The organism is Aestuariibius violaceus (genome assembly GCF_040779325.2).
GTDB lineage: Bacteria > Pseudomonadota > Alphaproteobacteria > Rhodobacterales > Rhodobacteraceae > Aestuariibius > Aestuariibius violaceus.
Genome location: NZ_JBFONT020000002.1, coordinates 388572 through 400455, shown reverse-complemented (window position 1 = coordinate 400455; position 11884 = coordinate 388572). Strand labels below are relative to the sequence as shown.

Here is an 11884-nt window from a genome sequence, read left to right as displayed (position 1 = left end):
TTCTTCCTTACTCGAAGCGCTCGATCAATTGTCCCAGCCGATCGAGCTTCTTCAGCGATTCCTTCTTGGCAGTAAAACCGGCGGCGATGACAATTGCATTACACACCGTCATCGGCACGGTCAGGGTTTGAAACGCGTCCGGATCGCCGCCCCGCGGCGCGGCCAGAAGATGGTCGGGACGAGGCGTCAGAAGCGCGCCGGACTTGCCTGAAATGACGATAGTCGTCGCCCCGACCTCTTTCGCCGTCTCGATCAGGGCGGCATGGCCGCGCGGCGGGCGGCGGAACGCAAAGCTCAGCACCACGTCCCCGGAGTCGAGACCCAGCATCTGTTCGGCCAGCCCGCGCGGGCCGGGGTCGAGCTGCTGGACGTTCTTTCCGAAGCGGCGGAACCTCTTGACCATCATGAGCGCCAGAACTTCCGCGTTGCCGTAGCCGTAGATGAAGATCCGGTTCGCCGTCATCAACAGGGACGCGATGTCGGAGATCTGCTCGGGCTTGATGAAGTCTTCGATCCCGCCAAGGGTCAGCGCCTCGTCCCGCGCCAGCTTGCCCAAGATCGTGTCAGAGCTGCTTTCGGCGATGGTCTTTTCGAAGCGTGTGGCGGTTTCGCGCGTGGCGATGAACTCGTCCCGCAGCGCATCACGGAACGCGGCATAGCTGTCAAAGCCGAGCTTCTTCGCCAGCCGCGAGGCCGTCGCTTCATGGACACCCACCGCCCGGGCCAGCGCCCCGGCTGTGCCGAGCGCAGCCGCGGTCGGGCTTTCGATCACGTTTTCCACAAGCCGGCGCTCGCTGGGCGTCAGTGTCATGGCCTGATCCGAGATCTTTTCGATGAGCGACATGTGAAGTCCAAGACGGTATGCAAGAAATCTTGCACAATACCCCAAAGATCGCAAGATGAATTGCTGCGACGTGATATTGAATGACCGCACTTGGAGACAAAGCGCGGTTGGCAGATTAAGGCTGCGCCATGGACAATCTTCGCAACGCCAGCCTGTTTCAGCCCCTCGAATTGCCCTGCGGGGCAATCTTGAAGAACCGCATCGCCAAGTCTGCGATGTCAGATTCGCTCGGTGATGGTCGGGGGGATCCGACGGACGCGCAGATCCGGCTTTATGAGCGCTGGGCGGAAGGCGGGCTGGCCGTCTCGATCGTCGGGGAGGTGCAGGGCGATCCGAGATCCGCCGAGAAGCCGGGCAACCTCGTTTTGGGGCCAGCGTCCGATTTCGGCCGGTTTCGAGCCCTGGCTCGTAGCGGGTCCGCCAATGGCGCGCAGCTGTGGCTCCAGCTCGGCCATGCGGGTGCGATGGCCCATCCTCCCATCAGCGATCCGAAGGGGCCCAGCGCGCTCGACATCCCTGGCGTGGCCTGCTCGGCCCTGACGGCCGACGAGGTGGCAGCTCTGCCATCGGAATTTGCACGAACCGCCCGTTTGGCGAAGGAGCTTGGCTTCGGTGGTGTTCAGGTCCATGCGGCCCACGGCTTCCTCCTAAGCCAGTTCCTCTCCCCATTGTTCAACAAGCGGGAGGACGGGTACGGCGGGCCCATCGCGAACCGCATGCGGCTGCTGCTTGAAGTTGTAGAGGAAGTCTGCGGTGAGGTCGGGCCGAGTTTCCCGGTCGCGATCAAGCTGAACGCGACTGACCAGCTGGAAGGCGGACTCGTCGAAGACGAGGCCCTCGCCGTCATCACGGCACTGGACGGGTCCGGGATCGACCTGATCGACATCAGCGGCGGGACGTATTTCCCCGGAGCCCGATCTGCATCGGATAGAGCCGGCGGGGGGGCTTACTTTCTCGATTTCGCCGAGAAAGCCCGGCCTTTGACTCGCAAACCCCTTATGGTGACTGGTGGTTTCAAGACCCAGCAACAGGCCGCGGATGCTCTTGATCGAGGCGTCGATGTCATCGGCCTTGCGCGCGCGCTCGTCCTTGACCCTGCACTTCCGGACAGGTGGCGGTCGGGCGATACCGGCGGCCCTGCCTTTCCTACGTTTACGGATCCTCCGGAAGGCGGGATCACGGCTTGGTATACGATGCGCTTGACGGAGATCGGCGAGGATCGTGAGGCATCAGATGGCGCGGACCTGAGGACAGCCGTGAGGGACTACGAGACGCGCGACACCGCCCGAATTGAGCTTTGGAACGCCCGCAAATGGACATGAGCTGCCTTTGAGAGCAACGTGTTCGAGGACGAGTGGGCCTTTCAATGTCGAGTGCCAAAAGACAAGTCGTTCGCGGCGCAGCCATCGAATATGGAAGAGGCTGTACGATGTGCTGGTGGCAGCTTTTGGAATGGCGCCGCTAGGTGTCGAACTCAAGCTTTGGGCCGCCACCAAACCTGCGCCTAGGGTTAGTCGTGCAACCAGCCGTCTGAGAACTCGACATCCTTCACGCCGGCCAAGGGTTTGAGCCGGTTAAGCTCTGCCATCAGGCCAGAAGTGCGCGCCTTTCCCATCCGGACACCCGCCTCGGGCCAGAATGCGCGCACGGCGAGGGTACTTCCGGTCCGCTTGGCGTCGATCCGGCCGATGACGCGATCGCCTTGCAGGACAGGGAAGACGTAGTAGCCGTAGCGCCGCCTGGCCTCGGGAACGAAGATCTCGATCCGATAGTGGAAGCCGAATAGACGTTCGGCCCGCGCCCGGTCCCTCAGGGCGGGATCGAAGGGTGAAAGGAGGCGCAGACGGTTAGACGGCTCGGGCAGCGACGCCGCAGTGTCAAGAAGCGCATCGGTCGTGAAACTCCGCCGCCTCGTGCCGTCGGCCATCCCGATATCCGCCTCGATGAGGCGACCTTCCGAAAGCGCCTCGGCACACCAGGCCTTCGCCTCGTCCCGCGTCACGATTTCGAAGAACGCGGCCAGCTCGCCGCTCGTCCCGAAGCCGAGCCGCTGCAAAGCCTCCCACATCGCCCAGTCGACGATCTCGCCATCGTCCGAGCGGCGGTTCAGCATCTCGGGCGGGATAACGCGTTCGGTCAGATCATAGATCTTCCGGAACCCCTGCCGATGGCAGATCGCCAGCTGGCCGGACCTCCAGAGGAACTCCAGCGCCGTCTTGGAGGGATGCCAGTCCCACCAGCCAGACGACCCCTTCTTCTCGTCACCGCCGACGTCGAGCGAGCTGGCAGGGCCGTGATCGTGGATGTGGCGCAGCACGGTCTCGATCTCTGCCTCCCATCCGGCGCGGCGCCCCTCGGGCCAGCGTGCCCGCATCCGCGCTTCATCGCGGGCAAACTTCAGCCGCCACATGGAATAGAATGGCATCGAAATGACCGCGGCGTCATGCGTCCAATGCTCGAAGGCGGTCCGATCGCGGGCCACAAGATGTTCCAGCGCCCGCGGCCGGTACTGTCCCCGGCGGGACCACAGGATCAGGTCATGGGCGCGGGCGAGCGTATTGACGCTGTCGACCTGAACAAAGCCGAGGGAGTGGAGCATATCGTCCAGATCCTTGCCCCTGCCAGGCCCTGATCCTGGGCGCAGCAATAGGTGTCGGTCCAGAAACAGGCGGCGGGCGCGCCGATTGTCCAAATGCGGGCGGGTCATCCCGACACTCTATCGGCGATGCGGCGTAGAGAGTTCAATGGCCGGTTTGAGCCCAGACGTCCGGATGCTGCAAAGTGGATGCATGTCAGTTTTCAGCCCTTAACGATCGGTTCGCCCGCTCGCCGATCCATTCGGTAATCGCTTCAAGGGCGCCGGGCGCAAATGCGTGACGGCCTTCTGCAACGAAACGCAGTGTTGCGAACCGTGACCAGTCTTCGGTCAGTTGCCAATTGTAGGCGTCGGCTTTCAGGAGGCTGTGTGTGGCCATCGGCCAAACGATGATCTGTGTCCCATCGAGACGATCGCCCAACAATCGCCGGTAGGTGGCCGCGTCGGTGGCTGTATCGACGTTCAGATCGTCGGCGCCCCATATCGCAAGGAGCGGCAGGTTGAGTTGGGCGAGGGCCTGTCGCGCGTCCTCATCGCGGTTTTCGCGGATGAAGCGCCAGCGATCCTGTGACATGCCGTCCGGGGCGTCGCCTGGCTGGGCTGCTGCGCCGAAAACGCGTTCGTCATCCCTGTTTGCGTCTGCCAGCGCCTGTGCGATCGCATCGTCGCCCATGCCGTTCCGCTTGAGCCGTGTCCTCATGTAGTAGTCGCCCTGATCCTGCCATGAGACCGCAGGACCGATGAGCACCAGGAAATCCGCGTCATCGGAGGTCAATCGGGGCAGGACCCAGCCAGCCTGGGAAAAACCGACCGCGCCGATGGCGGCATCATCGAAGCGTTGGGTCAGCTGGTCGAGTGCGATGCGGGTTTCCGCAGCACGATCGGCCATGGACTGGTGCAGCCAGTTCCCATCCGATCCGCCGATACCCGGCTTGTCCCACGATGCGACCGCAATACGGCTGTCGAGAAATGCATTGATCAGCGGGGCATATCCCCCGGCGGAGGTTCGGTCTTGCGGGCCATCGCCATGGACAAGCACGACCGCGGCCTGTGCTGCCCCATCCGGCAGCCAAAGCGTTCCGGAAACCACCTTGTCCGAGGAGATGACGTCGAACGGTTCGCTGCTTCGCCGGTCAAGATCATGGTCCAGGAGGCGCCAGAACGCGACACCGGCAAAGACGACCGCGAGGAGCCCGATAAACAGTAACGAATGCAGCTTCAATTGAGATGACCAAGACGCGTGTCGCTTTGGTTCGACATATAGAGAGGGGCCTGGGTGATCACAAACCGGCCGGCATCACCCAGGGCACAGACAAGCAACCGGAATGCCCTTACGGTAATCTACGCTAGGTAGAGTTTTCGAGGCATCCGTTGCCTCTGCGGGACACACTGGTCTCGAGTTTCGGAAGGACCAGGAGGGAGATGCGTCGTTGGGCACACGATTTTCGGCACTCGCGGCCCTTGCGACGGCAGGTCTGTTCTTTCTGTACGAATTCGTTGCGCGGATCGAGCCTAGTATCGCGACTGGCGAGATCTCTGACGACCTGGGATTGTCCGCGACGGGGTTCGGTCTGATCTCGAGCCTCTTCTTCTGGACTTACGCGCCAATGCAGCTTGTGGTTGGCCTTTTGCTCGACCGCTATGGGCTGCGTCGCTTCGTCCTTCCTGCGATCCTGGCCTGTGCGAGCGGAACGGCGATGGTCGGGCTTGCGAGCACGCCGGTTGTCGCCGGGGCAGGCCGCGTACTGACCGGGTTTGGCGCCTCGTTCGCGTTCGTGTCGGCATTGTTCGTGGTCAATCACTGGTTTGCGCCGCAACGATTTGCGCTTCTCTCGGGCCTGGTGAACGCCATCGGAATGACCGGCGCGGCCATCGGGGCCGTCGTATTGACCGAGTTCGTGAGTGTCTTTGGCTGGCGTCAGACCTTTGTCGGCACGGGCCTGGCCGGGCTGGTCTTGTTCGCATTTGCCGTTGTGGTGTTGCACGACCCTCCCAGACAGGCAGAGGACAAAGGGACGCTGACCGTCTTAAGGACTCTGGGAGCGGTTATCACACAAGGCCGGATCTGGCTTTTCGCCGTTGTCGGCGCGCTGATGTACATTCCGATCAACGTCTTCGGCGGCCTTTGGGGAAATGCGGAACTGATCGCCGATCACCATCTGTCGAGCATGGCGGCCGAGACCGCGATCGCGGCGATGTTCTTTGGCATGGCGGCAGGGAGCGTCGCTGCCGGGGCCTTGTCGGACTGGCTGGGAAACCGGAAGTGGATCATGCTTGCGGGGTCACTCGCCGCCGCGATGATATGGACGCTGCTCCTCTACAGCGAGAGTGGATCACCCGTCTTACTCAATGGGATGCTGTTTGCAGCGGGTCTGTTTGGCGGCGCCCAGATGCTGACCTTCGCGGGCGCGCGGGACGGACAGCCGCCATCGGTCGTCGGCACGATCGTCGCCTTCGTGAACATGATCGGCATCGGGGCTGCGCTGTTGTTTCAACCTTTGGTGGGCCTTATCCTCGACCTCACGGGCGGCCTCTTCGCGGAGGCCTTGTCGGTTCTGCCAGCGGCGTTGCTGGCCGCCTGCGTCCTGATTCTGTTCGTCCGATCAGAGACCGTGAAGGGTGACGCAAGGCCATGACCTTCCGCCTGCACCTGCTCCGGAGTTGGGCTGCGCAGCCGCGCAACGGGCTGCTTTTGATGATTGCCTTGATCGGCGTCTACTTCGCCTATTTTGCAATTCCAGCCCTGACCCAATCGAATGCTTTTGGACGCGGCGAGGTCGAGACGGGGATTGCCCCTTTTCTGGCGAAGCTTCCGACAGAGATCGGACTGGCCGCCAGTGTCCTTGCAGTGGTTGCACTCCTTGGCTGGTGGCAAGAGTGCCGTATCGTTTCGCGCCCGGTCGGGGTCGGGTTTTGGGCCCTGCTTCTGCCGGCCCTATTCGTAGGAAGCCTCATCAGCTTGTCCATTCTTGCGCTCATCGGCGGAGCTGAAACGGATCCGCCGCTGACCTCGGCTATCTGGGGGCGCGTGCTTATCTTCGTCGTCCTGGTCGGCATCTTTGAGGAGGTGTTGTTCCGCGGGATCGTATTCCATGCGATCGAGCGGGTCGGCGGGCCGGTGGTGGCGCTTTTCCTGTCGTCGCTTCTTTTCGGCGCGATGCATTACGTCAACTGGATGAGTGGTCAGCCGCTGGGCGCGACGACGATACAAGTGCTCCACGCCGCGGGGGGCGGATTTCTCTACGGCGCCTTGATGCTGCGAACGGGAAGTATCTGGCCGAGCGTGATCCTGCACGCGCTTTGGGACCTTTCGGTGGGCCTGAACAGTGCGACGTTCGGGCAGGATCAGGACCCGTCGCTGGATGCAGTGGCTGCCGCGGGCGATATGGCGCCAACGTTTCTGGGGCGGATCGGGGAGGTGCTGCTTTACGGGAACGAGCCGATCTATGGCCTGATCGTGCTGCTTTTCTGGCTGCGGTGGCGTCGGCGGCAGGCCGCGCGCCCGAGTTGATCGTGATGTACTGCGCGCAGCAGTCAAAAGGAGTATCCTTTTTGCCACCATACGTTGATTCGCCTTCAGCCAAGTCGTTGAGAACCAGCAGGAGCTTCCGGTGACCCGATCATATGTGATTATCCCCTTTACCGTCCTTGCCATCGCGGGCCCCGCACCGGCGGACACGGCGATGGAATGCGGCGTTCAGGTCTCCAGCCAGGTGGAGGTGGCATCCTGTGTCGAAGCACAGATCCGCGTGCTGGATCAGACATTGGACGAGGCGCTTGGTTTCGCGCGGGACGCCGCGGCAGAGCTTGACGCGGTCACCGAGAGGGAGGTCGCCGTACCAGCGCTTGAGGAGGCGCAGGTTGCCTGGGTGGCCTACCGGGACGCGCGTTGTGCCTATAGGGCGGCCTTGTTCGGCGGCGGTTCCGGGGCCGAGATCGCGGAGGGGTCTTGCCGGGTCGCGGCCACGCGCCAGCGCATCGACGAACTGATGGCCTCACTGCCGTGAGGATCGGATCCGGCGCGGGACGCCAGCTATGGCTTGCCGTCGCGGGGACGCTCGCATCGGGACCGGCAGTCGCGCAGGATCCGACGCCGGTCTTCGCTCAGGACGATCCGGCGCGGATCTGGGTTGAGGACGGCGCGATACATTTCTTCGGGTCGATCTCGATCGCGTCGCAGGATGCGTTTCTGGAGTTTCTGGCCACGGAGGACACATCCGGCGCCGGGACATTCGTGGTCAACTCTCTGGGAGGTGACACCAACAGCGCGCGGGTGATCGGACGATGGATCAACGAAGAAGATCTCGACATCGTTGTCGACGCCATCTGCTTTTCGTCCTGCGCCAATTACATTTTTCCGGCCGGGTCCGGCAAGACCATCCGGGCCGCATCCTTCGTCGGATGGCACGGATCGGAAACGCAGTACGATGTGATCGCGCTGAGCACGCCCGGCCAAAGCGGCGAAGATCTGGAACGTGAAGCGCTGAAAGCCGCGCTTGTTCCGGCCCTTCCCGAAGGCGCGTCCGGCGAGGTGATCGAGCAGGCAATCGACCAGCAGGTGGCGTTTGCGGAGATCTCGCGCCAGGACGAAGCGGATTTCTTCGACACCCTTGGCATTTCCGGCGAGTTCACCCTTCACGGGATGCGGCCGGGCAATATCGGGGCCTGGCGTCAGAGCGGTCATACCGGATGGACGTACAGCCTTGCGGATATGCAGCGGCTTGGCCTTGGATCCGTCGCGTTCCTTGGCGACGGCGACTATACGGCCAGCACTCAGGTGACGCGAAACGTCTTCGTGGTCCCCTACGATCCAAGCCTTGTTCCGCGCGACTAGCGATTACCTAGTCCCGGCTCAGAATAGAGACGTAATCAAGCAAGGCCGCTTCCAGATCCGGGTGATAGCGCCGGTTGCGAAGGTAGTTGGCGACGTCTTCGGCGCCATCGAGGCCCTGTTCCCGAAGCAGGGCCCTTGCCACATCCATCGCTGCCCTATCGCCGGTGCGGGCTGCCGCCAGCAGCTTGACGACAAGCTCGGGCTTCGAGGTTTGCGAGCTGAGCGGAACGACTGCCTGCAGCGCGGCGTCGGTATCGCGGAACGCGACCGCGTCAAGCGCGCCGGGCAGGAAGTACCAACTGGGCGGTTGCGGATCGAGTTGAAGCGCCAGATCGACCAGTTCCAGACCCTCATCCCATTGTCCCCCAAACTCTGCCAGTTTGCTGCCATAGGTCGCAAGCGACAGCGTGTGGCGAGGGAAGAGTTCGACCAAGCGATCCCCGTACCGCCGGAAGGCGTCGAGATCGCGGTCCGGCCGCTCCATGTTGAAAACCATCGCGGCGTTCAGGGTGGGCTGCCGCAGCGGCGCGTAGACCAGCCCGTTCGATATCGCCGCTCCAGCATCCTGCCACGCATCCCGACCCGGCCTTGGATTTCGACCCTGTCGTGCCTCGTCCATGTAGAGAAATCCAAGCGCTGCCCACGCTTCCCCGTATTCGGGAAAGCGCGCCACGGCGGATTGCAGGCAATCCCGCAGCGCCGCGTGCCTTTCGTCGCTTGGCACGTCCCAATAGGCGTAGATCCCCATGAAGCACATGAAGGCGTCGAGATCGGCGTTGGACCTGCGCGCGGCCGTGGACCTTGCAAGGTCCGGCGCAATGCCGTGGCGGGTTGCAAGGCGTTCGACAAGGGTCGTGGCGACCTCGTGTTGCACGGCCTCGATCGGGCCGAGCGCGGCGTCGATATCCTGCCGGTTGGTCCAGATGACGGCCTGTGCCGGACGCTCTGTCAGGACAGAGCTCGCCTGAAGGCGCGCGCCGGTCCATTGCAGTTGGACCCGCAGGTCGTAATCGGCGTCGACCGCATCGGCCGAAGTGCCTGAAACCACGACGATCCAGGGGAATGCGCTGAGATCGGTGACAAGTTCTGCACGCAGGCCGAATGCCAGCCGGGACACGTCGGGCTGGGTGCCCGTCGCGCGGATCGGTGAGACCGCAATCCGAATGAACTCGCCACCTGGCCTGCTTGCGGGTGCCCCGGTATCCGCAATGAGTGTCGCAAGGCGCAGCCCACCGGCCGCAAGCAGCAGAAGCGCTGCTCCCGCCAGCAAGACGCGCCTTGGCGGGCGATATCTGGCCGCCGGGTGCACAGGCGTAGGCTCCGAAACCTGCAATCGCGGCCTGTAAGTGCCCTTTGGTATCTCGATCTGTACATGGCCAGAGCCCTGGCGGTCGGCATAGAACAGATGAAGCGCGTCCCGCAGACGGCCGATCTCGGTCCGCACGATGCTGTCCGTGCTTGGATCAAAGTCCTCACCGCGGCCCAGCACATCGACGGCGATCGAGTAGGCTTTGATCTGTTCGCCGCGCCCGGCAAGTTCCTGTTCGATGAGATAGCGAAGCAAGGCCATTCGACGCCGGCCGGTCCCCAGGACCCCGGATGCGGCAATGTCCGAAAGGGTGGCCTCGAGCTTTTCGGAGCGCAGTCGGTCAGGTTCGTTTCCGGCCATGTCCCGATCCTTCAGCCCGGCGTCAGGCCCGCCGACAGAACGCGCCTGAATACATGTCACAGCGGGGCACGTGCTGGCCCGACAGCGCCCTGCACATCATAGCGTCATTGTGGGCAGGGAGAATAAGCATGCAAGACCAGAGTGGCGAGCCCACCGACGGGCAGTCGCGCGAGGCAGTTTCGATTTTGCTGGTGGGGTTCGACACGGAGACCGCCGATCAGCTTGAAGCTGCCTCGCAGCGCAAGGCCTGGCGGGCCGTCGCCGCACGGGACGATGCGGAGGCGCTCGAGCTGTTCGTCAACGAGCGGTTCGATCTTGTTATGATCGAGATTGACCGCACCGAGAGCTACGCCCCGCACCTGATAAGACGTCTTCGGTCATCGGGCGGACGATCAGCAACGGCGCCGGTCGTCGCGGTTGCGCCGCTGATCCTGCCGGGTCTGGGAGCACAGATCACACGCGCCGGGGGAGACATCGTGTTTCCGATTAATGGCGAGCCGGCCTTAGAAGGTGCGCTGCTGGAGGAGCTCATGTCCCGTCTGGCGCCGCCGGTTTCGGGTCTCGGCGACGCACTTACCAAGGTGCTGTCCGCGCTCGGGGCCTACAGAGCAAAGGACTGATCGTGCGGGCTCAGACGGTGCGGCAGATACAGTACGCGGATCGACGACATCCTGGACCGGGCAACAGTGCCTTCGGCCTTCGCCTGTCTCTGTCACGGGGCGCTTTGGCGTCTCGCAGCCGCGCACGTGCCCGGCATCCGGTCACATCTTTTGGCCGTAGAACACAATAACAACTGAAGAGCAGACCCCTCCGATGGATTCCAGCAATCGACCCCCCAGCCAATCCGAAACCGATCAATTCATGATCGCTCTCGTCGAGGCGCTTTATTGGGCGGCCGATGATGCCGTCGGCAAGCACTGCGGTGCCGAGCGGGCAGGAAGCGCTCGTCGCAAAGGCTCTGCAGGCTGGTTGCGTGAATTATTGCGTGTCGCAGATACCCACCAGGGCCGGAAGGGCATGTGTGTTGGAGGGATGGCCCCGGGGAACGACCTGAAGCATTGAGGAGCTGCCGATCTGACGCATCGCTTTGCGATGATCGGTGACAGTATGAGCCCGCGACCGAGACGGCGTCTGCCCCGCCGCGGTCGGCTGCGCATCAGACTTGGTGGTGGACATTTTTGGTATTTATGTACATATGTATCAACATGCAGGCTAAGATCGAACGCACCCAGACCGGCATACGGATCGAAAAGCGGCTGTTGAAGGTGCTTAAAGCAACAGCAGAGCATCTGGATATGTCCCTTGGCGATCTTATCGAAGGGATTGTGCTGCACAGTTTCGAGAACAAACCGCCGTTCTCGGAAGAGACGATCGAGAAAATCGCACAGCTGAAATCAGTCTACGACCTGGATTGGAGCGCATCGGACAGTCACAAGTTTAAGGAGACCGAGACGTGAGGGATGCGCCTGACTGCGCGCCTGTCACTCTGGCATTTGAGGCGCATGACATCGATGCGGCCACATTTCACCACGCCGAGCATGTGCGTGTGGCGTTTGATCTGCTTCGGAAATACGATTTCCTTGATGCGTCGGTCATCTATGCGAAGGGGATCAGGACAATTGCCGCCAGGGCGGGGGCGCCCCGGAAGTTCAACCTGACGATCACCTATGCCTTCCTGAGCCTGATTGCAGAACGGCTGGCCATGAAACCCGCCAATGACTTTGATGTCTTCGTTGGCGAGAACCCGGACCTCATGTCAAAGAACGTGCTGCTAAGATGGTACGACGCCGAAAGGCTCAGCACGGATGCGGCGCGTGCCATCTTCCTGCTGCCGGATATGGCCTGAGAGTTTGCCGCGCCGGTCTGTTCGTCGCGATGTGGAGAGCGGGATCGAGCGTTCAGTCCAGATCGCAAAGAACGGAGATCCGGGCCAGAGATACA

Annotated in this window: 13 protein-coding genes; 9 read left to right on the top strand and 4 right to left on the bottom strand. The window is 62.6% G+C overall.

The features are described 5' to 3' along the window. Positions 1-7: 7 nt before the first annotated feature. The gene (locus tag AADZ90_RS09190; protein ID WP_367309693.1) at positions 8-844 is read right to left on the bottom strand and encodes a MurR/RpiR family transcriptional regulator; all 837 of its coding nucleotides are present in this window, start codon (positions 842-844) and stop codon (positions 8-10) included. Between the two features lie 128 nt (positions 845-972). Here AADZ90_RS09190 and AADZ90_RS09185 point away from each other — a divergent pair, with 128 nt between their 5' ends. Beyond that, entirely contained in the window at positions 973-2166 is a 1194-nt protein-coding gene (locus tag AADZ90_RS09185; RefSeq protein ID WP_367309692.1) for an oxidoreductase, read from the top strand. Between the two features lie 188 nt (positions 2167-2354). Here the strand turns inward: AADZ90_RS09185 and AADZ90_RS09180 are convergent, their stop codons facing one another. Together AADZ90_RS09180 and AADZ90_RS09175 are read right to left on the bottom strand one after the other, a co-directional pair. Next, complete coding sequence (locus AADZ90_RS09180) at positions 2355-3551, bottom strand: winged helix-turn-helix domain-containing protein (RefSeq protein WP_367309691.1); 1197 nt, start codon at positions 3549-3551, stop codon at positions 2355-2357. Positions 3552-3636: 85 nt separating this feature from the next. Then, positions 3637-4662 carry an alpha/beta hydrolase gene (locus AADZ90_RS09175; protein ID WP_367309690.1) on the bottom strand — a complete coding sequence of 342 codons (1026 nt, stop codon included), beginning with the start codon at positions 4660-4662 and terminating at the stop codon, positions 3637-3639. Positions 4663-4870: 208 nt separating this feature from the next. Between AADZ90_RS09175 and AADZ90_RS09170 the strand changes: the two genes are divergently transcribed. The 4 genes from AADZ90_RS09170 (at position 4871) to AADZ90_RS09155 (ending at position 8274) form a co-directional block, all read left to right on the top strand. Then, positions 4871-6076: an MFS transporter gene (locus AADZ90_RS09170; protein WP_367309689.1), complete on the top strand. Its 1206-nt coding sequence runs from the start codon at positions 4871-4873 to the stop codon at positions 6074-6076. Further along, positions 6073-6951, top strand: a complete 879-nt coding sequence (locus AADZ90_RS09165) for a CPBP family intramembrane glutamic endopeptidase (protein ID WP_367309688.1) — start codon at positions 6073-6075, stop codon at positions 6949-6951. The genes AADZ90_RS09170 and AADZ90_RS09165 overlap by 4 nt, the downstream gene beginning before the upstream one ends. Positions 6952-7051: 100 nt before the next feature. Beyond that, positions 7052-7447 (top strand): lysozyme inhibitor LprI family protein, encoded by a 396-nt coding sequence (locus AADZ90_RS09160; RefSeq protein ID WP_367309687.1) that lies wholly within the window; start codon positions 7052-7054, stop codon positions 7445-7447. Further along, positions 7444-8274, top strand: coding sequence for a hypothetical protein (locus AADZ90_RS09155; RefSeq protein WP_367309686.1), 831 nt, complete (start codon positions 7444-7446; stop codon positions 8272-8274). Before AADZ90_RS09160 ends, AADZ90_RS09155 begins: the two co-directional genes overlap by 4 nt. Before the next feature lie 7 nt (positions 8275-8281). On the opposite strand, the gene AADZ90_RS09150 is transcribed toward AADZ90_RS09155, so the two are convergent. Beyond that, positions 8282-9943 (bottom strand): hypothetical protein, encoded by a 1662-nt coding sequence (locus tag AADZ90_RS09150; RefSeq protein WP_367309685.1) that lies wholly within the window; start codon positions 9941-9943, stop codon positions 8282-8284. 128 nt (positions 9944-10071) lie between these two features. Between AADZ90_RS09150 and AADZ90_RS09145 the strand changes: the two genes are divergently transcribed. The 4 genes from AADZ90_RS09145 (at position 10072) to AADZ90_RS09130 (ending at position 11789) form a co-directional block, all read left to right on the top strand. After that, complete coding sequence (locus tag AADZ90_RS09145; protein ID WP_367309684.1) at positions 10072-10563, top strand: PleD family two-component system response regulator; 492 nt, start codon at positions 10072-10074, stop codon at positions 10561-10563. Positions 10564-10804: 241 nt separating this feature from the next. Beyond that, complete coding sequence (locus AADZ90_RS09140; protein ID WP_411996986.1) at positions 10805-11005, top strand: hypothetical protein; 201 nt, start codon at positions 10805-10807, stop codon at positions 11003-11005. Between the two features lie 143 nt (positions 11006-11148). Further along, positions 11149-11400: a hypothetical protein gene (locus AADZ90_RS09135; protein WP_367309682.1), complete on the top strand. Its 252-nt coding sequence runs from the start codon at positions 11149-11151 to the stop codon at positions 11398-11400. Next, a complete protein-coding gene (locus AADZ90_RS09130; protein ID WP_367309681.1) occupies positions 11397-11789 on the top strand; it encodes a hypothetical protein in 393 nt (130 codons plus the stop codon). Before AADZ90_RS09135 ends, AADZ90_RS09130 begins: the two co-directional genes overlap by 4 nt. Positions 11790-11884: the final 95 nt, after the last annotated feature.

What these genes read in the sequence shown, in the direction of transcription:
- AADZ90_RS09190 (WP_367309693.1), bottom strand. Translation starts at nt 844, where the DNA reads ATGTCGCTCATCGAAAAGATCTCGGATCAGGCCATGACACTGACGCCC.
- AADZ90_RS09185 (WP_367309692.1), top strand. Translation starts at nt 973, where the DNA reads ATGGACAATCTTCGCAACGCCAGCCTGTTTCAGCCCCTCGAATTGCCC.
- AADZ90_RS09180 (WP_367309691.1), bottom strand. Translation starts at nt 3,551, where the DNA reads ATGACCCGCCCGCATTTGGACAATCGGCGCGCCCGCCGCCTGTTTCTG.
- AADZ90_RS09165 (WP_367309688.1), top strand. Translation starts at nt 6,073, where the DNA reads ATGACCTTCCGCCTGCACCTGCTCCGGAGTTGGGCTGCGCAGCCGCGC.
- AADZ90_RS09150 (WP_367309685.1), bottom strand. Translation starts at nt 9,943, where the DNA reads ATGGCCGGAAACGAACCTGACCGACTGCGCTCCGAAAAGCTCGAGGCC.
- AADZ90_RS09145 (WP_367309684.1), top strand. Translation starts at nt 10,072, where the DNA reads ATGCAAGACCAGAGTGGCGAGCCCACCGACGGGCAGTCGCGCGAGGCA.
- AADZ90_RS09140 (WP_411996986.1), top strand. Translation starts at nt 10,805, where the DNA reads ATGATCGCTCTCGTCGAGGCGCTTTATTGGGCGGCCGATGATGCCGTC.
- AADZ90_RS09135 (WP_367309682.1), top strand. Translation starts at nt 11,149, where the DNA reads ATGCAGGCTAAGATCGAACGCACCCAGACCGGCATACGGATCGAAAAG.